Genomic DNA, 26,910 nt, shown 5'->3' with positions numbered 1-26,910 from the left:
GCCGACATCAACGCCAAGGCCTTGACGGTCAGCGGCGTGACCGCCGGCAACAAGACCTATGACGGCACGACCGCCGCAGCGCTGTCGGGCGGCACGCTCAATGGCCTGGTGGGTTCGGAGACCTTGGTTCTGTCGGGCCAGACGGGCACTTTCGCGGACAAGAACGTCGCCGCCGGTCAGACCGTGACCGTGACTGGCGCCACATTGGGCAACGGCACGGGTCTGGCGAGCAACTACACGGTCAGCAACGCCACGGGCGTGACGGCTGACATCACGGCCAAGGCCTTGACGGTCAGCGGCGTGACCGCGGGCAACAAGACTTATGACGGTACGACGGGGGCCACGCTCTCGGGCGGCACGCTCAATGGCCTGGTCGGTAACGAAACCTTGACCTTGACCGGTCAGTCGGGCGTCTTCAGCGACCAGAACGCGGGTGCCGGCAAGACGGTGACCGTGACCGGCGCGACGCTGGCCAACGGCACGGGCCTGGCCAGCAACTACACGGTCAGCAACGCCACGGGCGTGACGGCCGATATCACGCCCAAGGCCTTGACCGTGACCGGCATGACGGCCCAGGACAAGACCGCCGATGGCAGCGTGGTCGCCACTTTGGCTGGCGGCAAGCTGAGTGGTCTGGTGGGTTCGGAAACACTGGGCTTCACGGGCCAGAGCGGGCGCTTCGATGACGCCGATATCGGCACGGCCAAATCCGTCACCGTCAGTGGCCTGAGCCTGGTGAATGGCACGGGCCTGGCCAGCAATTACAGCGTGAGCAATCCTGCGGGCCTGTCGGCCAGCATCATCGCGCCTGCGAGAACCGCGGTCGGAGATGCCATCGCCGCTGCCCAGAACGTCGTGATGCCGGTGGCGGTGGGCGGCAACGTTGTGGCGCCCCAGATCGTGTTGGCACAGCAGCCGGTCACGACAGGCGAGGTATTGCCGGTCGACAACACGCTGCCCACGGCCGAGTCCGTATCCCGACAGGCAAGGGCCGACAACACCGAATCGGCAGTGCGCACCAACGTCGGTGTGTTGCCTTCGGTCTTGCAGGGCATGGGCCTTAATGTCGTGGGCAATGGTGTGAATCTGGCATTTGCTTCACCCGCGATAGGTGACGCTACGGGCAGCACCGGCGCATTCCGCCCGGCACCGGTCGATGACAATACGCGGGAACAGCGCTAAACAGGAAAGTCCATGCATTTCAACTTCGTTGGCATCACCGGTCTGCCGCGTGCCGGCTCCACTTTGCTGGGCCAGTTGCTGGCCCAGCATCCCGAGGTGCATTGCGAGGGCAACAGCTCGCCGCTGTGCAGCACACTGCAGGGCATACGGCGCCAGGTCAGCCATGAGCCGTTCTTTCTGTCGCAGCTCGATGGCGACTTCGACACCGCTTACGGGCATCTGGAGTCGGCCATGCAGGGATTTCTGCGTGGCTGGTACCGGGACGTGAAGAAGCCCATGGTGGTGGACAAGAGCCGCGCCTGGTTGAATTCGGTGGAGACCCTGCTGGCCCTGGCGCCCGAGGCCAGGCTCATCATCTGCCTGCGCGAACTGGGGCAGGTTTATGGCTCGGTCGAAGCGCGACACCAGAAGACGCCGTTACTCGACTTCGTCGACCAATTGGCGGACCTTGACCGTTTCGGCCGAGCCGATGCGCTGTTCACCAAGGAACGCGTGATTGGCGCGCCGCTGGCGTCGCTGCAGTCTGTTGGCGATTTGCCGCTGGCGGTTCGCCAGCGCCTGTTTTTTTTGCGCTTCGAGGACTTGATGGCCAATCCCGTGGCCTGCATGTCGCACCTGTTCGCCTGGCTGGGCATCGCGCCTTATGCCATCGATCCCGAGAACCTGCCCATAGGCGCGCCTGAAAGCGACAGCCACTACCGCATGAAGTACATGCATAGGCAGTCCGGTCGCATTTCCTCGCCGCGCCAGCATGAGATTCCGCCGCGCATCCAGGCGCAGATCGAGAAGGCATGTGCCTGGTACTACGAGCGCTATTACCCCGGTTTCAGCGCTGTCGCACAGCCTGAGCGGGCCTGATGTCAGTCCATCCCGCGCCGCCGGCGAACCTGGTCTGGCAGACCGGCCTGCTGGATGCTGCCGCTCGCCGCCAGCGCAACGGCCATCGCGGCGCCGTGGTCTGGCTGACCGGTCTGCCGGGCTCGGGCAAGTCCACGCTGGCGTTCAGGGCTGAAGTGCAGCTGCATGCCCTGGGTTTTCAGACCGCGGTGCTCGACGGCGACAACCTGCGCCACGGCCTGTGCGCCGACCTGGGTTTCTCACTGGAAGACCGGCGCGAGAACATGCGCCGCGTCGGCGAGGTGGCTCGCTTGTTCGCCGCGCAGGGCAGTGTGGTCTTCGTGGCCCTGGTCTCGCCGCTGCGCGCCGCGCGTGACGCGGTGCGTGAACGCCTGCCGCAGGGCGATTTCATCGAAGTCCATTGCGACTGTCCGTTGCTCGTGTGCCAGCAGCGCGACCCCAAAGGCATGTACGCCAAGGCCGCGCAGGGCCTGATCCCCGATTTCACCGGAGTGTTCTCGCCCTACGAGGAGCCGCTGGCGGCGGAACTCGTGGTGCACACGGCGCATGAAGGCAGTGAAACTTCGGCACAGCGGCTCGCGGAGTTTCTGCTTCAGCGTCTGCGCGCAAACTGAAAAGGCTGGTTCCTGTCTACGACAGGGACCAGCCTTCCACGATGGCCCAGTTTCCTGGGGCCGGTTCAATGCGCGACAGCGCACATGCCCCGGCGCTTAGAAGTTGTGGCGCAGGCCGATTTCGTAGCCCGTGAGGTTCTTGCCAACGTTGGGCGTGGGGCTCAGCGACGAACCAAGCTTGCGTGCCGCCTTGTCGTCATTGCTGATGTGCGCCACGGTCGCATAGATTTCCGTACGCTTGGACAGCTTGTAGCCATAGCCCAGGGCCAGGCGCTGCGAGTCGGCATCGTTTTGCTTCTTGTCCTTGTACATGGTGTAGGCGGCGCGCAGCTCGCCCGTGCCCAGATCCATCTTCAAGCCCACGCTGTACAAGTCCACGCGCTTGGCATTGCCGCGGTCCGAAGCGATCAGCAGCATGGGCGTGAAAGCGCCCAGCTGGTAGGAGGCGCCGAGGTTGAATGTCTTGTAGTCCAGGCCTGTTGCCGCCGTGCCGCCGCGTGCAACGCCGTAGGCTGCAGCCATGTTCAGAGGGCCCGCGGCATAACCCAGGCGCAGCCCGGTGTTGCTGGACAGGCTGCTGTTGTCGGCCTGCTCGCCAAAGCTGTGGGTCGCCTGGCCATAGATGCCGCCCAGCTTGGGCAGCAGGTAGCTGACGCTGTTGGAGACGCGCTTGGGGTTGGAGCCTTCGGGCGTTCCGGCCGCGGAGCCGCTGATCAGGCTGTGGCCGTTGATGGCGCCCATGCCGGCGTCGCCGAACGCATGGAAGGTTTCCAGGTTCTGATAGGCCGGCGTCTTGTCGCGGCCCAGGCGCAGTTCACCGAAGTCGCCCGACAGGCTGATGGTGGAGCGGCGGTCGAACTTGAAGCCGGCAGCATTGCCATCATCGACCGTGAGGCCGCCTTCAAGCCAGAAGCTGGCCTTGAGGCCCGCGCCCAGTTCCTCCACGCCACGAAAACCCAGGCGGCTGCTGGAATTGCCACCGTTGGCCAGGCCCGAGACATTCTTGCCGGAAGTCGAGAGATGGGCGACAGAGACGTCGGCCACGCCGAAGATGGTCACGCTGGAGCTTTGGGCCATGGCGCCAGTGGCAACGGTCAGGGCGGCGAGGGCGAGGAGTTGTCGTTTCATGCTGTGTACGGTGAGTATGGAAATCGGAAGGCCCTTGAGGGGCATGGGCCAGACATCGGCCATGCCCTGCTAGGGACTGAATCCATTAGACAAGTCGCAAATGAAACAATAGTTACAACCCCTAGCTTTGCCAAAAAAACTCTCAATCCGATGACACCCGGATCCGTGCCATGCCGGCAGATGCCCATTGGAGACATCTGGCCTGCGGGAGTTGCGGCAAACTATGACCGGTAATTCGCCAGCCAGACTTCAACCAGCAGGCCTTCCACGAAAGCTGGAGCGGTTCACTGCAAGGTAAACAAAGGTTTCAATGAGCCTCTCTACTTCTCCTATCGTTACTCCCAAGCACGCCTCGACCTTGATCTTGCTGCGCGACTCGGCGCAAGGGCCGGAGGTTCTCATGCTCAAGCGCAGCGGTCTGTCCGACGTGCTGGGCGATGCCTATGTGTTTCCCGGTGGAAAGCTGGACGCGGATGATTTCCAGCTGGATCCACGGATCTCCCTGGACGAACCGCTTGCGCTTCTCAAGCAGCGAATCTCCGACGATGCTTGCGACGCCGAAACCGCCGCGGCCTTGTTCGTTGCGGCCATTCGCGAGACTTTCGAGGAGTCGGGGATTCTCTTGGTCAACGGAGCCACCGCGCCTTTGTGCGAGCAGGTCGCGCGTGGTCTGCGTGAGGGCGCGTCGTTCAGTCAGACGCTGAGCGCGTCGAACCTGATGCTGAGCGTCTCGGCGCTGGCGCCCTGGTCGCGCTGGATCACACCGATCTCCTCGCTTCAAGCGAAGCGTTTCGACACCCGCTTCTTTGTCGCGCGGGTGCCTGAAGGCGCGTTGGGGCGCCACGACGGCCACGAGACCACGGCGAGCGCCTGGATGCGGCCACGCCAGGCCATGGACAGGTACTGGGCGGGTGAGATCAAGCTGGCGCCGCCGCAAATCATGACCTTGGTGGATTTCTCGGATGAGCGCGACGTGGAGAGCATCCTCGCCGCGGCGCGCTCCCGCGTCCCGCCCCTGGTGCAGCCGGTGATTCTGCAGGGTGAGGACGGCCCCAAACTGTGCTATCCCGGCGACCCGGACCACGACCAGCCCTTGCGTGCCATGCGTGGTCCGTTGAGGCTGGCCATACGCAACGGCCGGTACGAGCCAGAGAAGGGTTTCGCGGCCTTCTTCGAGTGACCTGTATTTGAGGGGCGCTGGCGTCAGGCGGTGGCCAGCAGGGCGGTGCGGATGCTGTCCACAATTTCGCCGATCTGCGCCGCGCTGATCACCAGCGGCGGCGAGAGCACCAGCGTGTCGCCCGAGTTGCGTACGAGTACGCCCGCCTCGAAGCAGGCCGTATGCACGGCGTTGCCGCGCGCGCCAGCAGCGCCTGGGCGCGATGCCAGGTCCACGGCGCCCAGCAGGCCGATGTTGCGCACGTCTGCCACGTGCGGCGCATCGCGCAGGCCGTGCAGCGCGGCTTCCCACACCGGGGCAATGGCCTGCACGCGCGCGGCCAGTTCCAGTTCCTCATGCACGTCCAGCGTGGCCAGGCCGGCCGCGCAGGCCAGCGGGTGGGCCGAGTAGGTGTAGCCGTGGAACAGTTCGATCACGCTGGACGTGCCCTGCATGAACGCGTCGTACACCGTGTTGCCCACGATCACTCCACCCATGGGCACTGCGCCGTTGGTCATGCCCTTGGCGCAGCAGATCAGGTCGGGCGTCACGCCAAAGGCCTGGGCCGCGAACGGCGCGCCCACGCGTGCAAAGCCGGTGATCACCTCGTCGAAGATCAACAAGATGCCGTGCTGCGTGCACAGCTCGCGCAAGCGCTGCAGATAGCCCACCGGCGGAGGGTACACCCCGCCCGAGCCCGTGACGGGCTCCACGATCACCGCGGCAATCGTGGCCGGGTCGTGCACCACGAACAACTGCTCCAGCGCATTCGCGTACTGCGCGTCCGTAGCGGGCTGGCCGTGCGAGAAGCGCGCATCGGCGTCATAGGGAAGGGGCAGGTGGGCCGTGTCGGGCAGCAGCGGACCGAAGTCGCGCTTGTGGCGGCCGAGGCCGGAGACCGAGAGGCCGCCAAAGCCCATGCCGTGGTAGCCCTTGGCGCGGCCCACCAGCAGGGTGCGACGCGCATCGCCGCGCGCCTGGTGGTAGGCGCGGGCGATCTTGAGGGACGTGTCCACCGCCTCGGAGCCCGAGTTGGTGAAGAACACATGGTCCATGCCTTCGGGGGCGATGGCGGCAATGCGTTCGGCCAGGGTGAAGGCCGCGGGGTGGCTCATCTTGAACGACGAGACGAAGTCCATGCGGCCCGCCGCCTCGCGTATGGCCTCGGTGATGCGCGGTTGGCCGTGGCCGGCGTTGCAGCACCACAGGCCCGCCATGGCATCGAGCACTTGGCGGCCATCGTCGGTGGTGTAGTGCATGCCCTGGGCGGCGGTGAACAGCATGGGCTGCTGCTGGAATTGGCGCTGGGCGGTGAAGGGCAGCCAGAAGGCGTCGTTGTGGGTGGCGGGTTTCATGGGGGCTTTCAGGGGGTGCTGCGACAGGGAAGGGCATCACAGCGCCGCCGCCATGGCGGGCGCTGGCCCATGCATGTCTTGCATTATGTTTTTTGTTTTGACAAAAATCAATACACCTGCGTGAAGCGATCACGCGCCCTGCCTGCTCAGGTCTTGCCGGGAGGACGCAGGCGGCTGGCGACATTCAGGTGGCGCTGCATCAGCAGGGCCGCCAGTTCCACGTCGCCGGCCTGCATGCGGTCGAGCATCTCCAGGTGCTCGCGGCAGTTCACTTCCATGCGCGCGGGTCCGTATTTCCAGTCGTAGTTGGACAGGCGGCGCAGGCGGTTCTGGCGCTGGATGTCCATGTGAAAGAAGCGGTTCCCCGAGGCCGCCGCGACCCCTTCGTGGAAGGCTGCATTCATCTCGAAGAAGGCCACGCTGGAGGAGTCCTCCGACAGCGTGCGCAGGAACTCTTCGTGCTGTTCGCGCATGTCCTGCGCCCAGGCGGGCGGCAGCGCGAAGCCGGGCTCGCGGATGGCCGCCGGCTCGATGACCATGCGGTAGCGGTAGCTCTCATGGCGCACGCTGGCGTCCCAGGCGCCGGTAGCGAAGCGCCAGCCATAGCCCAGCTTGGGCTCGATGGCGCCCAGGTCGGCCAGGCGCTCCAGGGCATTGCGGATCGCGGGGCGGGCCAGGTCGTAGGCCTGCATCAGCTCCTTTTCCGACACGTACTCGCCCAGGTGGCCGTGCTGGCGGTCGTAGGCAATGCGGCGCAGCAGGTCGTCGCCACCGTCCGCCGCCTCGCGTGCGGGGGCGGGCAGGGGCGGCGCGCGCAGCAATTCCACGCCCCGGTGGGGCTTGCGCTCGACAAAGCCCTGCTGGGCCAGCAGGTCGAGCGCGGCACGCACCGGCGTGCGCGATACCCCCAACTGCTCGGCCAGCTGGTTTTCATTGAGGCGCGCACCGGCGGCCAGGCCGTCCTGGTGGATGAGGCGGCTGATGCGGTCGGCCAGTTCTAGGTGCAGGGGGGTGTAAACCATGAGTTGAAAGAGTTGATGTTTTTTATTATACAAAATACACTTTGTGCACCGATCACGTAACTACCAATCTCCTTTGCCATGGACCACACATTTTCCTGGGGCGCCGGCCAGCCCATTCCTTCGTGCCCTCTGATTGAAGTCTCGGGCGCGCCACGTGAGCGGGGCCGTCAGTATGGCGAGCAGGCCAAGGCGCGCATTCTGCGTGGCATCGAACATTACTCCATTCAGCTCGAAGCCAGCAAGCTCGGCTGGCCCGAAATCGGCGTGCTGGTGCAGACCTTCGAGCCCACCATCGCGGCCTTCGAGCCCAGCTACCTGGATGAGATGCGCGGCATCGCCGAGGGCGCAGGCGTCTCGTACGAAGCCGTCGTGATGCTCAATGCGCGCACCGAAATCCTCAAGCTGGCCGACCGCCGCCGCAAGGGCCAGCCGGCGCAGATCGACCCCGACGGCTGTACCGGTGTGGTCGCCATGCCCCAGGCCACGGCCTCGGGCCGCGTGATCCATGCGCAGAACTGGGACTGGAAGGCCGAGTGCGCCGAAACCGCCGTGGTGCTGCGCGTGCTGCGCGATGACGGCCCGGACCTCCTGACCTTCACCGAGGCGGGCGGCATGGCGCGCTCGGGCATGAATTCTGCTGGCATCTCCATCACCGCCAACTACCTGGAGTCCGACCGTGATTACCGCCAGCTCGGTGTTCCCCTGGCCCTGCTGCGCCGCAAGGCGCTGGAGCAGGTGCAGCTCGCCCTGGCCATGCGCATCGTCTACTGCACGCCCAAGTCGGCGTCCAACAACGTGATGGTGTCGCACGCCGCGGGCGTGGCCATAGACTTCGAATGCGCGCCTGATGAAACCTTCCAGATCCACACCGATCGCGGCGTCATCGTCCATGCCAACCATTTCCAGAGCCCGATCGCGCTCGCCAAGCTCAAGGACATGGGCGTGGTGAACACCCCCGACTCGCTGTACCGCGACCTGCGTGTGCGCGAACTGGTGGAGCCGCATATCGGAGCGCTCACCCGCGAGCACATCAAGAATGCGCTGTTCGACGACTTCCAGTCGCCCTGGTCGGTGTGCCGCCCACCACGCCCCAACTCCAGCAGCAACCTGTCGGCCACCGTCGCCATGGTGGTCATGGAGCCGGCCCTGGGGGAGATGGAAGTCGCCATGCTGCCGGCGCTCAGCCGCAGCTTCGCGTCGTATCGGCTGGACCTGGAGCGCCATCTGGCGCTGGCCTGAGCCGGTCATCCGCCGCCGCCCCACGAAGAAAGGACCCCAAGATGATCCACTCCCCCTCGCGCTGGCTGTTCTCCGCTCTGGCCGTGCTCGCCGGTTTCTGCGCTGCAGGCCTGGCCCAGGCCCAGCCGCAGGCCGATACGCTGCGCATTCGCCTCAATGCCGACATCCGCTCCACCGACCCCGGCATCAACCGCGACAACAACACCGACGCGGTCATGATGCATGTGCTCGAAGGCCTGGTGGCCTACCGCGAGGATGCGTCGGTGGCTCCCTTGCTGGCACAGTCGGTCGCCACTTCGGCGGACGGCAAGACCTACACCTTCAAGCTGCGCCAGGGCGTGAAGTTCCACAACGGCGCGCCGCTCACGGCCGACGATGTGGTCTTCTCCTGGAACCGCTACATGACGCCCGCCAACAACTGGCGCTGCCTGGCCGAGTTCGACGGGCGTGGCCTGGCCAAGGTGGTCAAGGTGGACGCACCCGATGCGGCCACCGTGGTCTACACGCTGGACAAGCCTTCGGCCCTGTTCCTGGCCATGCTGGCGCGCGTGGACTGCGGCGGCACCGGCATCTACCACCGCAGCTCGCTCGACGCCGACGGCAAGTGGCGCGAGCCCGTGGCCACCGGCCCCTACAAGCTGGGTGAATGGAAGCGCAGCCAGTACATCGAGCTGCTGCGCAACGACGGCTATGCGGCGCTGCCCGGCCCGCGCGATGGCAACACCGGCGCCAAGATCGCCGAGACTTCCAAGCTGCGCTTCGTCATCATCCCCGATGCCTCGGCTGCCAAGGCGGCGCTGTTTTCGGGCGGTATCGACCTGAACTACGACATCAACGACGAGGACACGGCCGAGTACAAGGGCCGCAAGGACCTGCGCATGGAAACCCAGGCCACCATGAACGTGCAAGGCCTGCTGTTCCAGACGCGCGATCCGCTGCTCAAGGACGTGCGCATCCGCCGCGCCATTGCACTCGCGCTGGACATGCCCGAACTCGTGGCCGCCGTCACCTCGGGCAATGCCCCGCCCAGCCGCTCGGTCGTTCCCACGCCCAGCGCCTTCTACAAGAAGCCGCAGGCCGCCGTGCCGGCGCGCAACCTGGCGCAGGCCAAGAAACTGCTGGCCGAAGCCGGGTACAAGGGCGAGCCCATCAAGATCCTGGCCACCAAGCGCTACAACAGCGTCTTCAACATCGCCGTGCTGACCCAGGCCATGGTGCAGGAGGCCGGCATCAAGGCGGATGTGGAAGTGCTCGACTGGGCCACCTTGCTGGATCGCTACAACAAGGGCAACTACCAGGCCATGGCTTTCACCTTTTCGTCCCGGCTGGACCCCGCGCTGTCCTACGAGATGGTCACGGGCCTGAAGGACAAGCAGCCGCGCAAGGTGTGGGACGCTCCCCAGGCCCACGAACTGCTGGCCAAGAGCATGGAGACCAGCGACGTGGTCCAGCGCCAGGCGCTGTTCGACAAGCTCGAAGCCCGCATGCGCGAGGACGTGCCCGCCATCTTCATGTACTCGGCCGTGAACACCAGCGCCTCCCGTTCGTACGCCAAGGGCTACAAGGGCTGGGCACTGGGCACGCCGCGTGCCTGGGGCATTTCGCTGCGCGCTCCGTGATGCCTCCATCTGCCTGCTGACTGGGTCCACATACCATGGGTTCTTCCTTTCCTGCCTACCTCGGCCGGCGTCTCCTGTGGACGCTGCCGACCCTCTTTCTCGTGAGCCTGATGGTCTTCGTGCTGATGCGGCTGGTGCCGGGCGACCCGGCCTTGCTCATCCTCGGCGACAGCGCCACTCCCGAGCAACTGGCCGACCTGCATGCCCAGTTCGGACTGGACCGACCCATCCCCATGCAGTTCATGCTGTGGCTGGGCAAGATGCTGCAGGGCGACCTGGGCCACTCGATCACCAGCGGTGAGGCCGTTCTGCCGCTGCTGCTCGAGCGTTTCCAGGTCAGCGCGGTCATCGTCCTGGTGGCGGTGGCGCTGGCCGCGCTGCTGGCCGTGCCCGCGGGCCTGCTGGCCGCGTGGAAGCAGAACAGCGTGCTCGACACCATGGTGGTGGCTGCCGCCACGTTCTTCCTCTCTATCCCTAGTTTCTGGCTGGGCCTCTTGCTGCTGCTTTTCGTGGGGCTCAAGCTCGGGCTGGTGCCGGTGGTGGGCTATGTGCCCTTCAGCGAGGACTGGCGCTCGGCCCTGTCCTTCCTGATCCTGCCGACCATCACGCTGGCCTTGATCGAGCTCGGCATCCTCACCCGCATGGCGCGCGCCAGCGCGGTGGAAGTGCTGCGCCTGGAGTATGTGACGCATGCCCGGGCCAAGGGCCTGTCGGAGCGGCGCGTGCTGCTGCGCCATGTGCTGCCCAACGCCTTCGCGCCCACCTGGACCATGATCGGTCTGGTGCTGGGCAACCTGCTGGGCGGCATCGCGGTGCTGGAGACGGTGTTCACGCTGCCCGGCCTGGGCCGCCTGCTGGTGGACGCGATCTTTGCACGCGACTACCCCGTGGTGCAGGGCTGCCTGTTGTTCACGGCCGCCGTCTACGTGCTCGTCAACCTCGTGGTGGACCTGTGCTATCCCTTGTTCGATCCCCGGGTGTCCGCGTCATGATGAAGCGCCTTTTTCAACGTTTGCGTCCCAACGCCTTGATCGGTGGCATGCTGGTGGCCCTGGTGGGCGCCATGGCCTTGCTGTCCGTGTTCTGGACGCCGTACAACCCCATGGGCGTGGCATTGCGCCAGCGGCTGCAGCCGCCCTCGGGCACCTATTGGCTGGGCACCGACGAGTTCGGGCGCGATATCCTCTCGCGCCTCATGGCCGGGGCCGGTACCAGCCTGGTGGTGGCCGCGCTCACCGTGGCGCTGGCCTTGGGGCTGGGGGTGGTGATCGGCCTGATGGCGGGCTATTTCCGCGGCTGGCTGGACCGGGTGCTGATGGTCTTCAACGACGCCATGCTGGCCTTTCCCGGCATTCTGCTGGCCCTGGGTGTGATGGTCATCGTCGGGGCCAACCAGTGGGGCATCATCGTCGCGCTGGGCCTGGCCTATGCGCCCACGGCGGTGCGCGTGGTGCGCGGCTCGGTGCTCTCGCTGCGCGAGAAGGAGTACATCGAGGCCTCCAAGGTCATAGGCAACTCCGGCCTGCGCACCGTGTTCGCGCACATCCTGCCCAACTGCGTCGCACCCCTGGTGGTGCTGGCCACCTCCATGTTCGGTTGGGTCATCCTGGCCGAAAGCGCATTGAGCTTCCTGGGCCTGGGCGTGCCGCCGCCCGCGCCCACCTGGGGCAATATGCTGGCCTCGGGCCGGCCCTATATCGAAAGCGCCTCCTGGCTGGGCATCGCGCCCGGTGCCTGCATCGCGCTCACGCTGCTCGGCGTGAACCTGCTGGGCGATGCACTGCGCGACTGGCTCGACCCCCGCATGGAGCACCGCTGATGCGCGCCATTCCTGTACCCCTTGACGACTGTTCCATGCCCGGCGGCTCCACGCGGCGGAGAAACGATATGACGACCGAGAAGAATCCGTTGCCGCTGCTGTGCGTGCATGAACTCACGGTGCACGGCCCCCATGCACGTCCGCTGCTGGACGCTGTCTCGTTCGAGGTGCCCGCCGGCGGCGTGGTCGCCCTGGTGGGCGAATCGGGCAGCGGCAAGACCATGGCCGGACGCGCCGTGCTGGGCCTGCTGCCGCCCCAGGTGCGCCAGAGCGGAGGCAGCGTGCTGCTGCAGGGGCGCGATGTGGGCGCCTTGTCGGCCGACGAACTGCGCGCGCTGCGCGGCTGCGACGTGGGCATGGTGTTCCAGGAGCCCATGGTTTCGCTCAACCCCGCGATGACCATTGCCGAGCAGCTCTTCGAGGGTTTGCGCCTGCACGAGAAACTGAGTGTGGCCCAGGCGCGCGAGCGTGTCATCGCCATGCTGCGCCGGGTGCAGATCGCCGACCCCGAAGGTTGCCTGGCCGCCTACCCGCACCAGTTCTCGGGCGGCATGCGCCAGCGCATCATGCTGGCCTCGGTCATGCTGCTCAAGCCGCGCCTGTTGATCGCCGACGAGCCCACCACGGCACTTGACTCGCTGAGCCAGCGCGAGGTGATGGAGATCATGGCCGAACTCACGCGCACCGAGGGCACGGCCGTGCTGCTCATCACCCACGACCTGGGGCTGGTGGCGCGCTATGCACAGTCCGTGGTGGTGCTGGAAAAAGGCCGGCTCGTCGAAGCCGGCCCCGTGCGCAGCGTGCTCACTGCGCCGCGCCAAGTCTATACCCGAAGCCTCATCGACGCGCTGCCGCAGCGCGGTGCCCAGCGCCCGGCGCGGCCTGCACAGGCGCCGCTGATCGAGGCCAAGAATGTACAGGTGAGTTTTCCGGGTGCGCGTCAGGGCTGGCTGTCCAAGGCCGAGCCCAAGTTTGCCGTGCGCGGCGTCTCCCTGGCCATCCAGCCGGGCGAGGTGGTGGCGGTGGTCGGCGGCTCGGGTTCGGGCAAGACCACGCTGGGCCGCGCCATGATAGGCCTGCTGCCCGTGGCGGGCGGCGATGTGTGCTTTCGCGGCACGCCGCTGGGCAGCGCCGATGCCGCCGCGCGGCGCGAGTTCCGCCTGGCCTGCCAGCTGGTGTTCCAGGACCCGTATTCCTCGCTGGACCCGCGCCAGCGCGTGCGCGACATCGTCGCCGAGCCGCTGCGCCACGGCCCGCCGCTGACGCGCGAAGCGCTGCAGGCCGCGGTGGATGCGATGCTCGACGAAGTGGGCCTGGCCGGCTTTGGCGAGCGCTACCCGCATGCCCTCTCGGGCGGACAGCGCCAACGCGTGGCGATCGCCCGCGCGCTGGTGCGCAAGCCGGCCTTCGTGGTGGCCGATGAACCCGTCTCGGCCCTGGACATGACCATTCAGAAGCAGGTGCTGCAACTGCTCAAGCGCCTGCAGGCCGAGCGCGGTTTTGGCTGCCTGTTCATCTCGCACAACCTCGCGGTGGTGTCCGAGATCGCCGATCGCATCATCGTGATGGAAAACGGCTGCATCGTGGAGGAGGGCAGCGTGGCCGATATCTTCGACCGGCCTCAGCAGCCCTACACGCGCGCGCTGTTGGAAGCCGCGACCACCAGCGACTTGCTGGCCGAACTGGACGCGGCGTAGGGGCGGGCAGGGCGGCTGCAAGATGAAAGGGAGCGGTGATGCTCCCTTTTTTCATGGTGGCACCCAGTGTGCAGGCTCCGCGCTTGCGTTGCGACATCGTTTTGTGCCGGTCTCCACGCCGCCAAAGAAAAAGCCCCTGACTCTTGCGAATCAGGGGCTTCTATCTGGTGCCGGAGAGATGAATCGAACACCCGACCTTCTCATTACGAATGAGCTGCTCTACCGACTGAGCTACACCGGCTGAAGACTCAAATTATATACCAGTTATTGGCCGGTATGGTAGCTCGTGACACGATCCACTTCATTTTTCGAGCCCAGGATCACGCTCACGCGTTCGTGCAACTGCGTGGGTTGCAGTTCCAGGATGCGCTGCTTGCCGTTGGTGGACGCGCCGCCGGCCTGTTCGACCAGCCAGCTCATGGGGTTGGCTTCGTACATCAGGCGCAGCTTGCCGGCCTTGTTGGGCTCGCGCTGGTCCCAGGGGTACATGAAGATGCCGCCGCGCATCAGGATGCGGTGCACGTCGGCGACCATGGAGGCGATCCAGCGCATGTTGAAGTTCTTGCCGCGCGGGCCTTCTTCACCGGCCAGGCACTCGTCGACATAGCGCTTCACGGGAGCATCCCAGTGGCGCATGTTGGACATGTTGATGGCGAATTCCTGGGTGTCGGCGGGGATGCGGATGTTTTCGCGCACCAGCACGAACGAGCCTTGCTCGCGGTCCAGCGTGAACATGGCCACGCCGTCGCCCACCGTCAGCACCAGCGTGGTCTGCGGGCCGTAGATGCAATAGCCGGCAGCGACCTGCTCGAGGCCGGGCTGCAGGAAGTCTTCGTCATGCACGCCAGGGTGGCCTTCGGGCTTCTTGAGCACGCTGAAGATGGTGCCGATGGAGACGTTGACGTCGATGTTGGACGAGCCGTCGAGCGGGTCGAACATCAGCAGGTATTCGCCCTGGGGGTAGCGGTTGGGCACCACGTAGATGCCTTCCATTTCCTCGGAGGCCATGGCCGCGAGGTGGCCGCCCCATTCGTTGGCTTCGATCAGCACTTCGTTGGCGATGATGTCGAGCTTCTTCTGCACTTCGCCCTGGATGTTTTCCGTGCCGGCCGTGCCCATGACGTCACCGAGTTCGCCCTTGTTGACGGCGAAGCTGATGCGCTTGCAGGCGCGGGCGACCACTTCCAGCAGCAGGCGCAGCTGGGGAGGGATGCGGCCGTCGACGCGTTGTTGTTCGACGAGGTAGCGGGTCAGGCTGGGGCGTTTGCTCATGGCGGAAATCCGTTAATTACAAAAAAGAAGGGCAGTGCCCATAAAACTGGCGAGGCCCAGCAAGGGGGCAGCGAGGAAGGGCCGCCCCGCACCGAGGCTGCCGTCCCCCTCCACCGAAGGTTGAGAGGGGGAAGACGCGAAGCGGCTCAGGGGGTGTTTCATCTCAGTCGGCGAGGGCGCGGGTCACGACCTCGCGCACGTCGTTGCTCAGGTCGGGGCGGGCGGCCACGCGGGCAATCGCTTCGCGCGCGGCGCTGCGATAGGGCTCGGCCAGCTTGCTCCAGCGGTCCAGGGCCCGCGCCAGGCGTGCCGCGACCTGCGGGTTGATGGCGTCAAGCTCGATCACGCGCTCGCTCCAGAACAGGTAGCCCGCGGCGTCCCGGCGGTGGATGGCGCCGGGGTTGCCACTGCAGTAGCTGAAGATCACGCTGCGCGCCCGATTCGGGTTTTGCAGCTGGAAGTCCGGGTGCTTCATCAACTGCTTGACGGCCGGCAGCACCTGGCCGCCGCGGTCGGTGGCGCTGGCCTGCAGCGCGAACCACTTGTCGAGCACCAGTGCTTCGGTCTTGAACAGCGCATGAAAGCGTGTCAGCGCGTCGGCGGCCAGCGGGTGGCCGCTGTGGACCAGGGCCGACAGCGCGTTCATGCGGTCGGTCATGTTGGCCGCATCCTTGAAGCTCTGGAAGGCCCGGCCCGGCCAGACGGTGTCGCCGGTCTGGCGTGCATCCAGGCACAGCATGGCAAGCGCCATGCCGCTCAGTGCGCGCCGGCCCGACGAGATCGGATCGGGGTGGTAGGCACCCGGGGTCTGGTGCGTTTCCCAGGCCCAGGCCCAGTCATCGCGCAAGGCCGCGGCCAGTTGCTGGCGCAGGGTCTCGCGCACGGCGTGCACGCGCTGCGGGTCTACTACGTCGAGTTGCTCGGAAAGGTAGCTTTCCGAAGGCAGGCTCAGCACCAGTTCCTTGTAGGCCGCGTCCAGCGTGGGGTGGCGCAGCACGCTGCGCATGGCTTGGGCAAAGTTCGCGGGCAGGAGGTTCTGCGCGATCTCGCCACTGGCGCTGACCACCACGGCCGGGTCGTTGATGGCGCCCAGCGCAATGCGCAGGCCCAGGCGTTGACCGGCTTCCCAGCGGTTGAACGCGTCGCTGTCCTGCGCGAGCAGGGTCAGCAGGGCGTCGTCGCTGTAGTCGTATTGCAAGGCCACGGGGGCGGTGAAACCGCGCAGCAGCGAAGGCACGGGTGCCTGCGCTACGCCGCTGAAGACAAAGCTTTGCTCGGCTTCGGACAGCACCAGCAGGCGACTGTCGGCCAGACCGCCGGCCATGCCGGCTGCATCCAGCAGTTGCACGGTCTGGGCCGCGCCGTCGGCCGTCAGCAGACCGACTTCGACGGGGATCACGAACGGCAGCTTTTCGCTCTGGCCGGGCGTGGGTGCGCAGCATTGGCGCAGCGTCAGCGTATAGGTCTGGGCATCGGCGTCGTAGACGCCGCTGGCCGCGACCTGGGGCGTGCCGGCCTGGCTGTACCAGCGCTTGAATTGCGCCAGGCGCAGGCTCAGTTCGCTGTCCGGGTTGGCGTCGGCAATGGCCTGGGCGAAATCGTCGCAGGTCACGGCCTGGCCGTCATGGCGCTCAAAGTATAGCGCCATGCCCTTGGCAAAGCCTTCACGGCCGACCAGGGTGTGCATCATGCGCACGACTTCCGCACCTTTTTCGTAGATCGTGACGGTGTAGAAGTTGTTGATCTCGATGTAGCTGTCAGGCCGCACCGGGTGGGCCATGGGGCCCGCATCTTCGGCGAACTGCACGGTGCGCAGCACGCGCACGTCCTCGATGCGCTTGACGGCGCGCGCCGAGGGCGTGCCGGCCAGGTCCATGCTGAACTCCTGGTCGCGGAAGACCGTCAGGCCTTCCTTGAGGCTCAGCTGGAACCAGTCGCGGCAGGTGATGCGGTTGCCGGTCCAGTTGTGGAAATATTCATGGCCGACCACGCTTTCGATGTTGGCGTAGTCGACGTCGGTGGCCGTGGCCTGGTTGGCGAGCACATATTTCGTATTGAAAATGTTCAAGCCCTTGTTTTCCATCGCGCCCATGTTGAAGTCGCTGGTGGCGACGATCATGAAACGGTCCAGGTCCAGCGACAGGCCGAAGCGGGCTTCGTCCCAGGCGACGCTGGCCATCAGCGAGTGCATGGCGTGCTCGGTCTTCTCGAGATCGCCGGGGCGCACATAGACTTGCAGCAAGTGTTCCTTGCCCGCGCGGCTGGTGATGCGCTGCTCGCGCGACACCAGTTGGCCCGCGACCAGCGCGAACAGGTAGCAGGGCTTGCGATGCGGGTCGACCCACTTGGCGAAGTGGCGTCCCTCATTGCCCTGGCCCTGCAGGTCGCCGCTGTCGACCAGATTGCCGTTGGACAGCAATACCGGGAACAGCGCCTTGTCGGCACGCAGCGTGACGCTGTACATGGCCATCACATCGGGGCGGTCGAGGAAGTAGGTGATGCGCCTGAAACCCTCGGCCTCACACTGCGTGAAGAACGTGCCTTCGCTCACATACAGACCCATGAGCTTGGTGTTCTTGGCGGGTGCGCAGGTGGTGAAGATTTCCAGCTCGAAGGGCGCATCGCCTTCGGGCAGGTTCTCCAGCACCAGGGCGCTGCCGTCCATCTTGAATGACGTGCCTTCCCCATTGACCATGACCCGTGCGAGGTTGAGCTCGTCGCCGTCCAGACGCAAGGCCTTGGCCGGTACGTCGGGGTTGCGGCGCACGCGCATGCGGTTGAGCACGCGGGTCTTGGCGGGGTCGAGATCGAATGTCAGATCCACCGTGTCGATCCACCAGGCGGGAGCCTGGTAGTCGGCGCGGTGAATGGTGTTAGCTTGTCCTTCACGCATCGTGATGTTCCTCCCTTATATGCCTTGCTTGAGCGAGGCTTCGATGAACGCGTCGAGGTCGCCGTCCAGCACTTTTTGCGTGGCCGAGATTTCGACGTTGGTGCGCAGGTCCTTGATGCGGCTGTTGTCCAGCACGTACGAGCGGATCTGGTGGCCCCAGCCCACGTCGGTCTTGGTGTCTTCGAGCTTTTGCTGCTCTTCCATGCGCTTGCGCATTTCGTAGTCATACAGACGCGAGCGCAGACGTTGCCAGGCCACATCGCGGTTGCTGTGCTGGCTGCGACCGTCTTGACATTGCACCACGATGCCGGTGGGTATGTGTGTCAGACGCACGGCCGAGTCGGTCTTGTTGATGTGCTGGCCGCCGGCGCCCGAAGCGCGGTAGGTGTCGGTGCGCACATCCGAGGGATTGATGTTGATCTCGATCGAGTCATCAATATCGGGGTAGACAAACAGCGAAGCGAAGCTGGTGTGGCGGCCGCCCGACGAGTCGAACGGGCTCTTGCGCACCAGGCGGTGCACGCCGGTTTCGGTGCGCAGCAGGCCGTAGGCGTACTCGCCTTCGATGTGGATGGTCGCACCCTTGATGCCGGCGACATCGCCCGGCGTTTCTTCTTCCACCGTGGCCTTGAAGCCCTTGCGTTCCGCGTACTTGAGGTACTGGCGCAGCAGCATGCTGGCCCAGTCGCAGGCTTCGGTGCCGCCGGCGCCGGCCTGGATGTCGATGAAGCAGTTGAGCGGATCGGCTTCGTGGCGGAACATGCGGCGGAATTCCAGCTCTTCGATGAGCGGGCGCAGCTTTTCGGTTTCGGCTTCGATGGTCAGCAGACCGTCTTCGTCCTGTTCCTCACGGCTCATCTCGTAGAGCTCGGAGTTGTCGGCGAGTTCGGTGGTGAGCTTTTCCAGCGTCAGCACGACGCCGTCCAGCGACTTCTTTTCTTTGCCCAGTTCCTGGGCCTTCTTGGGGTCGTTCCAGACAGCGGGGTCTTCCAGCGAGGCGTTGACAGTCCTCAGACGTTCGTATTTGGCATCGTAGTCAAAGATACCTCCGTAAATCTGCCGCACGTTGCGTCAGATCTTCGAGGGTGTTGCCGATTTGGTTGATGTGTTCTGCTTCCATGGTGTGTCCTTAGTGTTCTTACGAATTAATCCGTGATTTTCTCATGCACGGCGGACACTTCCATGTCTCAGGCATTTATTCCTGCCCCGCAGGGGGGCGCGGGGCAGGAATAAGGCCCAAAGACGGGCAGTTTCAGAAGCTTTCCCACTCGCTTTCATTGGATGTGGTCGCGGCGGCGCGCTTCACGGGGGTGCTGCGGGCCGGTGTGGCAGCGGGCTGGCGCGCGGATGCCAGCGCCGGACGCGCGGCCTGGGGCGCTGCGCGGGGCGTGGACGGGGCGGCGGGCAAGGCGCTCGCGCGCTGGCCCGCACCCGGCTCCAGCTGGAACACGCTGACGACCTGGGACAGGGCCGAGGCCTGGCCTTGCAGCGCGTCGGTGGCGGCCGCCGCTTCTTCGACCAGGGCCGCGTTTTGCTGGGTCATCTGGTCCATCTGGGTGACGGCCTGGTTGATCTGTTCGATGCCGGCGGTCTGTTCGTGGCTGGCGGCCGTGATCTCGCTCATGATGTCGGTGACGCGGCGCACGCTGGTGACGATTTCTTCCATGGTCTTGCCGGCCTGCTCGACCTGGCCGTTGCCTTCCTCGACCTTGCGCACCGAGTCGTCGATCAACTGCTTGATTTCCTTGGCAGCCGAAGCCGAGCGCTGGGCCAGGGTGCGCACTTCCGAGGCGACGACGGCAAAGCCGCGGCCCTGGTCGCCGGCACGGGCGGCTTCGACGGCGGCGTTCAGCGCCAGGATGTTGGTCTGGAATGCGATGGAGTCGATGACGCCGATGATGTCCACGATCTTGCGCGAGGAGGCATTGATGTCAGACATGGTCTGCACCACCTGGCCCACGGCCGCGCCGCCGCGCACGGCGACCTGGGAGGCGACCCCCGCCAGCTGGTTGGCCTGCTGGGCGTTGGCGGCGTTCTGCTTGACGGTGGAGGTCAGCTCTTCCATGGAGGCGGCAGTCTGCTCGAGCGAGCTGGCTTGCTCTTCGGTGCGCACCGACAGGTCCTGGTTGCCCGAAGCGATCTGGCTGCTGGCCGTGGCAATGGAGTCCGTGCCCTGGCGTACCTGACCGACGATCTGCTGCAGGCTGGCGTTCATGTCCTTGAGCGCTTGCATCAGCTGGCCGGTTTCATCCTTGCCATGCACTTCGATGCGGCTGCTGAGGTTGCCTGCGGCGACCTGCTGGGCCAGCTTGACGGCGTTCTCCAGCGGACGCGCGACGATGCGCGCAACGCCCAGTGCCAGGCCCAGGCCCAGCAGCACGGCGCCGATCAGCAGCGCGCTGATCCACCAGCGCGCCGCGGCGTACATGTCGTCGCCCGCGGTGTTGATGGCGTCGGCGCTGGCGTTGTTGATCTTGTCGAGTTCGTCGAGCTTGGCGTTGATGTTGCGGCTGGTTTGCAGCGCATCGCCGCGCAGCAAGGCCGTGGCCTGGTCAGCCTGCTGGTCGCGTGACAGCTGCAGGATTTGCGCCGTCTGCGCCGCATAGCGCTGGAGCTCGGCACCGACTTCGGACAGCAACTGCTTTTCCTGGGGGGTTTTGGCGTACTGGCCATAGGAGGCATGCTGCTTGAGCAGACCGTCCCATTCCTGGGGCATGCTTTTTTCATACACGGCGGCCTCGTCGGGCGTGGCCGACAGCACGTGCTGCATGCTGAGCGAGCGGTAACGCTGTATCTGGTATTTGAGACTTTGCAGCGTGCGCGCGGCGGGCATCGATTGCATTGCCAGATCGGTGCCGGTCTGGTTGACGCGGTCGAGCTGGAACAGCGCAAAAAGCCCGACGCTGGCGGTCAGCACCAGCATCGCGGCAAAGGAGGCCAGCAGCTTGTGGGCCAACTTGAGGTTATGAAAGAACGTCATGGTGAGAGGGGCCGCAGGGTAGGGCGAAGAGAAACAAAGAGAGGGGAATGCCTGGCGAACCCGGATTGGCCGGGGAGGTGCGTGCAAGCTTGCTTCGTTTATCGGAATCCAGACGGAAACCCTTAGGGGATTGCATCGATTTTTCGAAAGAGTTACATATCAGCGCGGTTCTGATTGTTATTCAGCGTGTTTTGGCGCGTATTGGCGCGTATTGCGACTGGGCAAGAGCGCCACAGACCCGCAACAGCATGAAAAAACCCGGCGCGCAGGCCGGGTGGATTGGGGAGGGCGTGGGGTCAGCCGCGCGTGATCGGCACTTCAGCGCCGCGGCCGTAGCTGCCGTACTTGCCCAGTTCCCATTTGGCGATGGCGTTGCGGTGGACTTCATCCGGGCCGTCGGCAAAGCGCAGGGTGCGCGAGATCGCGTAGCCATAGGCCAGAGGGAAGTCGTCGCACATGCCGCCACCGCCATGCACCTGCATGGCCCAGTCGATGACCTGGCAGGCCATGCTGGGAGCGACCACCTTGATCATGGCGATTTCGGTGCGTGCCACCTTGTTGCCGGCGGTGTCCATCAGCCAGGCGGCCTTGAGCGTGAGCAGGCGGGCCATGTCGATCTTGCAGCGGGCTTCGGCAATGCGCTCCTGGGTCACGGTCTGCTGGGCCACGGTCTTGCCGAAAGCGGAGCGCGACGAGGCGCGTTTGCACATCAACTCGAGCGCGCGCTCGGCCAGGCCGATCAGGCGCATGCAGTGGTGAATGCGTCCGGGGCCCAGGCGGCCCTGGGCGATTTCGAAACCGCGGCCTTCGCCCAGCAGGATGTTGGTCACGGGCACGCGCACGTTTTCGAAATACATCTCGACGTGGCCGTGGGGCGCGTCGTCGTAGCCCATGACGTTGAGCGGGCGCACGATGCGGATGCCGGGCGTGTCGGCGGGCACCAGCACCATGCTTTGCTGCGAGTGCTTGGCCGCTTCGGGGTCGGTCTTGCCCATGGTCACGAACACGGCGCAGCGCGGGTCGGCGGCACCGGAAATCCACCACTTGCGGCCGTTGATCACGTATTCATCGCCCTGGCGCTCGATGCGCGTCTCGATGTTGGTCGCATCGCTCGATGCCACGTCGGGCTCGGTCATGGCAAAGGCCGAGCGGATCTGGCCTTCGAGCAGGGGCTTGAGCCAGCGCGCCTTGTTGGCCTCATCGCCGTAGCGGGCAATGGTTTCCATGTTGCCGGTGTCGGGCGCCGAGCAGTTGAACGCTTCCGAGCACCATGGCACGCGGCCCATGATTTCCGCCAGCGGGGCGTATTCCTGGTTGGTGAGGCCCGCGCCTTCGTAGCCCGATGCGGCCGTGCTGTCCACGGGCAGAAACAGATTCCACAGACCCGCGGCCCGGGCCTTGCGCTTCAAGTCCTCGACGGTTTCCAGCGCTGTCCAGCGCTTGCCCGCAGCCGTGTTGGCCGCCAGCTCGGCCGCGTAAACGGCTTCCGCTGGGTAGATGTGCTCGTCCATGAAACGCAGCAGGCGGGCCTGCAAATCCTTGGTTTTGGGCGAGTAGTCAAAGTCCATGGGGTCTCCTTGATGATTTCCACAGGCGCTTCAAGCGCCGCTCTTGCTTGCGAACGACCAGGCCAGTTGGGCCATGGGCCGGGCCGTGTCGCCCGAGGCCTTGGCCTGGGCGCTGGAGGCGGTGCCGGCCTCTACCCGTTTGGCAATGCCTTGCAAGATGGCCGCGATGCGGAACATGTTGTAGGCCAGGTAGAAATTCCAGTCGGGGCGCAGCGCCTCGGGCGTGGTGATGCCGGTGCGCTTGCAATAGCTGCGGATATAGCTTTCTTCATCGGGAATCCCCAGGGCGGCGAGGTCCAGGCCGGCGATGCCGCGGCCCAGCGCGGCAGGGATATGCCAGCTCATGCAGTGGTAGCTGAAGTCGGCCAGGGGGTGGCCCAGGGTCGACAGCTCCCAGTCGAGCACGGCGATCACGCGCGGCTCGGTGGGGTGGAACATCAGGTTGTCGAGCCGGTAGTCGCCATGCACGATGGAGACATGGGCGGCGTCGCGTGCGCTGGCCGGCATATGGGCCGGCAGCCAGGCCATCAACTGGTCCATCTCGGGGATGGGCTGGGTGACCGAAGCCAGGTATTGCTTGCTCCAGCGGCCGATCTGGCGATCGAAGTAATTGCCGGGCTTGCCGTAGTCGGCCAGGCCGCGGTCGGCGAATTTCACCGAATGCAGCGCGGAGATCACGCGGTTCATCTCGTTATAGATGGCGGCGCGTTCGTCGGGCGTCATGCCCGGCAGCGACTGGTCCCACAGTACCCGGCCTTGCATGCACTCCATGACGTAGAACGCGCGGCAGATCACCGACTCGTCTTCGCACAGCGCAAACATGCGCGGCACGGGAACGTCGGTGCCGTACAGCCCCTTCATCACCGCAAACTCGCGCTCGATCGCATGGGCCGACGGCAGCAGCTTGGCCACCGGTCCCGGCTTGGAGCGCAGCACATAGCTTTGGCTGGGCGTGATCAGCTTGTAAGTGGGGTTGGACTGTCCCCCCTTGAACATTTCGACACTCAGCGGTCCGGCAAAACCGTCCAGGTGGCGCGAAAGCCATTCCGACAGGGCGGCGGTGTCAAACGCGTGTTGCTCGGAGACGGGGCGTGTGCCTACAAAGTGGTCGAAAGTGCTCATGGGTCAGAGGGTCCTTGTCGTCAGTTGTCGGTTTCCGCAATGCGCATCAAGGCGGGCCGGTTGCGCACCACCAGGCCGCCTGGCTCGATGCGTATGGTTTCTTCGCGCTCCATGGACTTGAGTTCCTGGTTCACCCGCTGGCGTGAGGCGCCCAGCAACTGGGCCAGCTCCTCCTGTGCCAGCTGCAGGCCTATGCGTATTTCCTGTCCATCGGACAGGCTGGGCACGCCGTAGCTGCGCACCAGGTGCAGCAACTGTTTGGCCAGCCGCGCGCGCAAGGGCAGGGTGTTGAGGTCTTCCACCAGGCCATAGAGCTGGCGTATGCGCCGTGCCTGCAGGCGCAGCATGGCTTCCGAGAACTCGGCGTGGGTCGCGAGAATCTTCTTGAAGTCCGCCTTGGAGACGCACAGGATGGTGCTCTCCCCATGCGCGTAGGCATCGTGGGTGCGCCGGTCGCCGTCGAAGATGGAAACATCCCCGAACCAGATGCCCGGCTCCACATAGGTCAGCGTGATGAGCTTGCCCGAGATAGAGGTTGAACTCACTCGCACCGCGCCCTTGGCACAGGCAATCCACTCTTCGGGCGGCTCGCCACGCGCACTGATGAGCGAGCCATCCTTGTACCGTTTGACGTATGCGCATCGAAGTATGTCGTGCCTGAGGGAAGGTGAAAGAGAGCTAAACCAGCGACCTGAGTTGATCGCTTCTCGTTCTTCGATAGTAAGAATCGGGTCGTCCATGGCCTGTCTTTTTCGTGACTGATGACAGACTGATTGTCGCGTGCGGGACGGCCTTCGTATGTATTGGTCTTCCCTGGCTTGTCGCATGGGTGTCTGGCTGGGCCTGAAGCACTGGACATGGGGCTTGCCGGAGTGCAAAAAACGCAGCCCGGGGCCTGCCATTCAGACGCCGCGGCGCGGGGCTCATAACAGGGCTTGAAAGTGGCCCGAAAATGACGCAGCATGCTGTACAGAACCTTGTGTGCCAAAATTCAATCCCTCGGGGGAAATTATTTGTGAAAATTTGTTGCACATTCGGAGGGGCAGGCCTCTTCGCGTTGTCCCTGACGGCGTCCGCGCTGTCTCTGGGCCAGAGCCAGGGCCACGTGGTACTAGGCGCACCCCTGGATTTGGTGTTCCAGCTTCAGCCGGAAGCTGGACAGGATGCAGCCGCTTCCTGCGTGAATGCTTCGCTGCAGCTCGGTGACCGCCGCATCGACGGTGGGCGCGTTTCTGTCACGCCGCTGCCGTCACGGGACGGTCAACCCGCTGCCGTGCGGGTACGCGCTTCGGTCACGGTCGATGAGCCGGTGGTGGTGGTGCAAGTCTCCGCTGGCTGTCAAGGCCGGGTTTCGCGCAGTTATACGTTTTTTGCGGAGCTGCCCGAAGCTGCTCCCCGCAGCGCCATGCCTGTCGATCTGGCAAAGCTGAGCTCCGCGCCCGTGGTGGCGGCCACTGCTGCGGGCACTGCGTTGTCGCCCGCGACGGCTGAACCCCGCCGCACGCCCCCTGCCGCAGTGTCAAAACCGGCGCCCGCCCCCCGTGCGCCGGTGAAGGTGGCGCCGCCCAAACAGCCCCCCAAGGCCGTTGTCAAACCCCCCGCACCCGCGCCTGCGCCTGCGCCTGCGCCAGTGCCCGCGCCCGCTGTTGCAGCGACGCAGCCACCACAGCCCGAATCGCGCTTGCGCATGGAGCCGCTCGAAGCCTGGTCAGGCCCGACCGCCGCTGGCGCCAGCCCGGGCACCAAGCCCCATAGCGATGCCGATGCCGCGGCCCAGCCGCCGGCAGCCTCGGCGGCGGATGCTGCGGCCAGGGAGCCCGCCGATGCGCGGGTCCAGGCGCTGGAAGCACAAATGCTGGCGCTCAAGGCCCGCGAGGTCAGCCAGAACGCCAGCTTGACGCAAATGCGCAGCGAACTGGCCGCCTTGCAGGCCCGCGACGAAGGCAGCATCTGGACCATTCCCTTGCTGGCTGCCCTGGCGATTGCGCTGGCGGCATTGGGCTGGCTGCTGCTGCGTTTGCGCGGACTGGCACAAAATCCCCAGCAACAGGCATGGCTGCATTCGGTGGATGCGAGCCTGCGTGCGAGCGGTGGCGCGCAGGAGCCGGTGGCGAGCAACCCGTTCGAAGCGGCCGGTGCGCAAGAGCATGTAACGACGCTGGCCGGCACCGAGATGCCGCCTGCACCCGCCGCCGTCCATGAGGAAAGCGCAGCGCCCGACTTCGGGCCGGCGACGCTTCTGGCCGCGCCCGTCGTTGCCGCGGCCCCCCGGGTGCGCGATGTGGTCAAGCCCGAAGAGCTGATGGATGTGCGCCAGCAGGCGGAATTCTTCACTTCGGTGGGCGAGTACGAGCAAGCGATTGCCGTGATGCGCAAGCACATTGCGCAGCACGAGGATTCGTCGCCGCTGGCCTATCTGGAGTTGCTGGGTCTGTTCTACCAGCTCAGCCGCAAAAACGAATTCGATGCCTTGCGCGCGCAGTTCGAGCAGCACTTCGCAGCCCGGGTGCCCGACATGGCCCAGTTTGCCCAGCGCGGCAAGTCGCTGGAGCATTACACCGAATTGCTGGCCACCATCGAAGCCCTGTGGCCTACCGATGAAGTGGGCGATCTGCTGGAAAGCTATCTGTTCCGCCACCAGGGCCCCGACAGCGGTGTGCTGTTCGACCTGGCGGCTTTCGACGACCTGCTGCTGTTGCAAGCCGTGGCCCGCACCACGCCGGCCGCTGCACGCGGCAATTTGAATGCACGGCTGCGCACCACGCCGGCGGTGGCCCCTGTCGACCAGGTGCAGGCCACCCCTGTGGCGGCGGCCGGCGCCGGCCTGGCACTGGCCGACGAGCCCTGGGCCACGCTGGAGAAGAATGCGGCAGCACCGGCGCTGGTGAACGTGCCTCTGATGCCAGAGTTGGATCTGGAAATTCCATCGCGCTTTGATGTGCCCGACGGCGCGTTTGCGCGCTCGAGTCCCCTGAATGACGGTGCCGCCGACATGCCCGCAGCCTCGCCTTTGCTGGACATTGACTTGAGCGATGTCGGTCGCCTGGCGCCACTGGATTTGCCCAAAGTCGAGCCCTTGCCGTTTGATGCGCTGGAGTTCCCCAGCTGGACGGTCGCAGCGCCCGCTGATGACCAGGCCGTGGGTTTCAATGCGCGCGATCCCAAGCGCCCTATGTCTGTCGACCTGGAGCTCGAGCCCTGGGATCAGGATGCGCCGGAGAGCATTTTCACGGCCCTGAACTCGGCGCGCACAGCGCTGGTGGCGCCGCCGTCCGCCGAGGCGAATGCCGGCAAGCCCAAGCCAGACGACGACAAGGGCCCCAAGTCGCCGCGCTGAGACCTTGAGCAGCTTCTACCGCAACGGGCCCGTACAGGGCCCGTTG

General features: G+C 65.5%; 20 protein-coding genes and 1 tRNA gene. 10 read left to right on the top strand and 11 right to left on the bottom strand.

What is annotated here, in order from left to right:
• The 3 genes from N0K08_RS19100 to cysC all read left to right on the top strand — a co-directional run.
• The coding region (locus N0K08_RS19100; protein WP_261501986.1) for a YDG domain-containing protein at positions 1-1,182 on the top strand (1,182 nt) is incomplete at its 5' end.
• 12 nt (positions 1,183-1,194) lie between these two features.
• Positions 1,195-2,040 carry a sulfotransferase family protein gene (locus tag N0K08_RS19095; protein ID WP_261501985.1) on the top strand — a complete coding sequence of 282 codons (846 nt, stop codon included), beginning with the start codon at positions 1,195-1,197 and terminating at the stop codon, positions 2,038-2,040.
• On the top strand, positions 2,040-2,654 hold the full coding sequence (cysC, locus tag N0K08_RS19090; protein WP_261501984.1) for an adenylyl-sulfate kinase: 615 nt from the start codon (positions 2,040-2,042) through the stop codon (positions 2,652-2,654). The genes N0K08_RS19095 and cysC overlap by 1 nt, the downstream gene beginning before the upstream one ends.
• 96 nt (positions 2,655-2,750) lie before the next feature.
• Here the strand turns inward: cysC and N0K08_RS19085 are convergent, their stop codons facing one another.
• Positions 2,751-3,782, bottom strand: coding sequence for a porin (locus N0K08_RS19085; RefSeq protein ID WP_261501983.1), 1,032 nt, complete (start codon positions 3,780-3,782; stop codon positions 2,751-2,753).
• A 310-nt stretch (positions 3,783-4,092) separates the two neighbouring features.
• On the opposite strand from N0K08_RS19085, the gene N0K08_RS19080 reads away from it, so the two are divergent.
• Positions 4,093-4,962 (top strand): NUDIX hydrolase, encoded by an 870-nt coding sequence (locus tag N0K08_RS19080; protein WP_261501982.1) that lies wholly within the window; start codon positions 4,093-4,095, stop codon positions 4,960-4,962.
• Between the two features lie 23 nt (positions 4,963-4,985).
• Here N0K08_RS19080 and N0K08_RS19075 read toward each other — a convergent pair whose 3' ends face one another.
• Together N0K08_RS19075 and N0K08_RS19070 are read right to left on the bottom strand one after the other, a co-directional pair.
• Positions 4,986-6,296 (bottom strand): aminotransferase class III-fold pyridoxal phosphate-dependent enzyme, encoded by a 1,311-nt coding sequence (locus N0K08_RS19075; protein ID WP_261501981.1) that lies wholly within the window; start codon positions 6,294-6,296, stop codon positions 4,986-4,988.
• A 146-nt stretch (positions 6,297-6,442) separates the two neighbouring features.
• Positions 6,443-7,318, bottom strand: coding sequence for a GntR family transcriptional regulator (locus tag N0K08_RS19070; protein WP_261501980.1), 876 nt, complete (start codon positions 7,316-7,318; stop codon positions 6,443-6,445).
• Between the two features lie 78 nt (positions 7,319-7,396).
• Between N0K08_RS19070 and N0K08_RS19065 the strand changes: the two genes are divergently transcribed.
• From N0K08_RS19065 to N0K08_RS19045, 5 genes are all read left to right on the top strand, one after another.
• Positions 7,397-8,557 carry a C45 family autoproteolytic acyltransferase/hydolase gene (locus tag N0K08_RS19065; RefSeq protein WP_261501979.1) on the top strand — a complete coding sequence of 387 codons (1,161 nt, stop codon included), beginning with the start codon at positions 7,397-7,399 and terminating at the stop codon, positions 8,555-8,557.
• Positions 8,558-8,598: 41 nt separating this feature from the next.
• Positions 8,599-10,176: an ABC transporter substrate-binding protein gene (locus N0K08_RS19060; RefSeq protein WP_261501978.1), complete on the top strand. Its 1,578-nt coding sequence runs from the start codon at positions 8,599-8,601 to the stop codon at positions 10,174-10,176.
• Positions 10,177-10,211: 35 nt separating this feature from the next.
• A complete protein-coding gene (locus N0K08_RS19055; RefSeq protein WP_261501977.1) occupies positions 10,212-11,168 on the top strand; it encodes an ABC transporter permease in 957 nt (318 codons plus the stop codon).
• Positions 11,165-11,995, top strand: a complete 831-nt coding sequence (locus N0K08_RS19050; protein WP_261501976.1) for an ABC transporter permease — start codon at positions 11,165-11,167, stop codon at positions 11,993-11,995. Before N0K08_RS19055 ends, N0K08_RS19050 begins: the two co-directional genes overlap by 4 nt.
• Positions 11,996-12,063: 68 nt before the next feature.
• Positions 12,064-13,692, top strand: coding sequence for a dipeptide ABC transporter ATP-binding protein (locus N0K08_RS19045; RefSeq protein ID WP_261501975.1), 1,629 nt, complete (start codon positions 12,064-12,066; stop codon positions 13,690-13,692).
• Positions 13,693-13,857: 165 nt separating this feature from the next.
• Here the strand turns inward: N0K08_RS19045 and N0K08_RS19040 are convergent.
• The 8 genes from N0K08_RS19040 to N0K08_RS19005 form a co-directional block, all read right to left on the bottom strand.
• Positions 13,858-13,933, bottom strand: a tRNA-Thr gene (locus N0K08_RS19040).
• 23 nt (positions 13,934-13,956) lie between these two features.
• Complete coding sequence (locus N0K08_RS19035; RefSeq protein ID WP_261501974.1) at positions 13,957-14,964, bottom strand: class 1 fructose-bisphosphatase; 1,008 nt, start codon at positions 14,962-14,964, stop codon at positions 13,957-13,959.
• Positions 14,965-15,127: 163 nt separating this feature from the next.
• Positions 15,128-17,857, bottom strand: coding sequence for an aminopeptidase N (gene pepN, locus N0K08_RS19030; RefSeq protein ID WP_261501973.1), 2,730 nt, complete (start codon positions 17,855-17,857; stop codon positions 15,128-15,130).
• Positions 17,858-17,872: 15 nt separating this feature from the next.
• Positions 17,873-18,977 (bottom strand): peptide chain release factor 2 gene (prfB, locus tag N0K08_RS19025; protein WP_261501972.1). Its coding sequence is split into 2 segments (ribosomal slippage): positions 17,873-18,895 and positions 18,897-18,977, totalling 1,104 coding nucleotides; the frame shifts between segments, so codons are not numbered across the junction.
• A gap of 132 nt (positions 18,978-19,109) precedes the next feature.
• On the bottom strand, positions 19,110-20,837 hold the full coding sequence (locus N0K08_RS19020; RefSeq protein WP_261501971.1) for a methyl-accepting chemotaxis protein: 1,728 nt from the start codon (positions 20,835-20,837) through the stop codon (positions 19,110-19,112).
• 296 nt (positions 20,838-21,133) lie between these two features.
• Complete coding sequence (locus N0K08_RS19015; protein WP_261501969.1) at positions 21,134-22,405, bottom strand: acyl-CoA dehydrogenase family protein; 1,272 nt, start codon at positions 22,403-22,405, stop codon at positions 21,134-21,136.
• A 30-nt stretch (positions 22,406-22,435) separates the two neighbouring features.
• Positions 22,436-23,527 (bottom strand): phosphotransferase, encoded by a 1,092-nt coding sequence (locus N0K08_RS19010; RefSeq protein ID WP_261501968.1) that lies wholly within the window; start codon positions 23,525-23,527, stop codon positions 22,436-22,438.
• 20 nt (positions 23,528-23,547) lie between these two features.
• Positions 23,548-24,267 carry a Crp/Fnr family transcriptional regulator gene (locus N0K08_RS19005; RefSeq protein ID WP_261501967.1) on the bottom strand — a complete coding sequence of 240 codons (720 nt, stop codon included), beginning with the start codon at positions 24,265-24,267 and terminating at the stop codon, positions 23,548-23,550.
• Between the two features lie 440 nt (positions 24,268-24,707).
• Here N0K08_RS19005 and N0K08_RS19000 point away from each other — a divergent pair, with 440 nt between their 5' ends.
• Positions 24,708-26,864: a hypothetical protein gene (locus N0K08_RS19000; RefSeq protein WP_261501966.1), complete on the top strand. Its 2,157-nt coding sequence runs from the start codon at positions 24,708-24,710 to the stop codon at positions 26,862-26,864.
• Positions 26,865-26,910 lie beyond the last annotated feature (46 nt).

The organism is Acidovorax bellezanensis, assembly GCF_025421555.1.
In the GTDB taxonomy this organism is placed as follows: Bacteria; Pseudomonadota; Gammaproteobacteria; order Burkholderiales; family Burkholderiaceae_C; genus Comamonas; species Comamonas bellezanensis.
This window is presented reverse-complemented; position numbering and strand designations above follow the sequence as displayed.

Coding starts and splice junctions, on each gene's coding strand:
- N0K08_RS19095 (WP_261501985.1), top strand. CDS start 1,195: ATGCATTTCAACTTCGTTGGCATCACCGGTCTGCCGCGTGCCGGCTCC.
- cysC (WP_261501984.1), top strand. CDS start 2,040: ATGTCAGTCCATCCCGCGCCGCCGGCGAACCTGGTCTGGCAGACCGGC.
- N0K08_RS19085 (WP_261501983.1), bottom strand. CDS start 3,782: ATGAAACGACAACTCCTCGCCCTCGCCGCCCTGACCGTTGCCACTGGC.
- N0K08_RS19080 (WP_261501982.1), top strand. CDS start 4,093: ATGAGCCTCTCTACTTCTCCTATCGTTACTCCCAAGCACGCCTCGACC.
- N0K08_RS19075 (WP_261501981.1), bottom strand. CDS start 6,296: ATGAAACCCGCCACCCACAACGACGCCTTCTGGCTGCCCTTCACCGCC.
- N0K08_RS19070 (WP_261501980.1), bottom strand. CDS start 7,318: ATGGTTTACACCCCCCTGCACCTAGAACTGGCCGACCGCATCAGCCGC.
- N0K08_RS19065 (WP_261501979.1), top strand. CDS start 7,397: ATGGACCACACATTTTCCTGGGGCGCCGGCCAGCCCATTCCTTCGTGC.
- N0K08_RS19060 (WP_261501978.1), top strand. CDS start 8,599: ATGATCCACTCCCCCTCGCGCTGGCTGTTCTCCGCTCTGGCCGTGCTC.
- N0K08_RS19055 (WP_261501977.1), top strand. CDS start 10,212: ATGGGTTCTTCCTTTCCTGCCTACCTCGGCCGGCGTCTCCTGTGGACG.
- N0K08_RS19050 (WP_261501976.1), top strand. CDS start 11,165: ATGATGAAGCGCCTTTTTCAACGTTTGCGTCCCAACGCCTTGATCGGT.
- N0K08_RS19045 (WP_261501975.1), top strand. CDS start 12,064: ATGACGACCGAGAAGAATCCGTTGCCGCTGCTGTGCGTGCATGAACTC.
- N0K08_RS19035 (WP_261501974.1), bottom strand. CDS start 14,964: ATGAGCAAACGCCCCAGCCTGACCCGCTACCTCGTCGAACAACAACGC.
- pepN (WP_261501973.1), bottom strand. CDS start 17,857: ATGCGTGAAGGACAAGCTAACACCATTCACCGCGCCGACTACCAGGCT.
- N0K08_RS19020 (WP_261501971.1), bottom strand. CDS start 20,837: ATGACGTTCTTTCATAACCTCAAGTTGGCCCACAAGCTGCTGGCCTCC.
- N0K08_RS19015 (WP_261501969.1), bottom strand. CDS start 22,405: ATGGACTTTGACTACTCGCCCAAAACCAAGGATTTGCAGGCCCGCCTG.
- N0K08_RS19010 (WP_261501968.1), bottom strand. CDS start 23,527: ATGAGCACTTTCGACCACTTTGTAGGCACACGCCCCGTCTCCGAGCAA.
- N0K08_RS19005 (WP_261501967.1), bottom strand. CDS start 24,267: ATGGACGACCCGATTCTTACTATCGAAGAACGAGAAGCGATCAACTCA.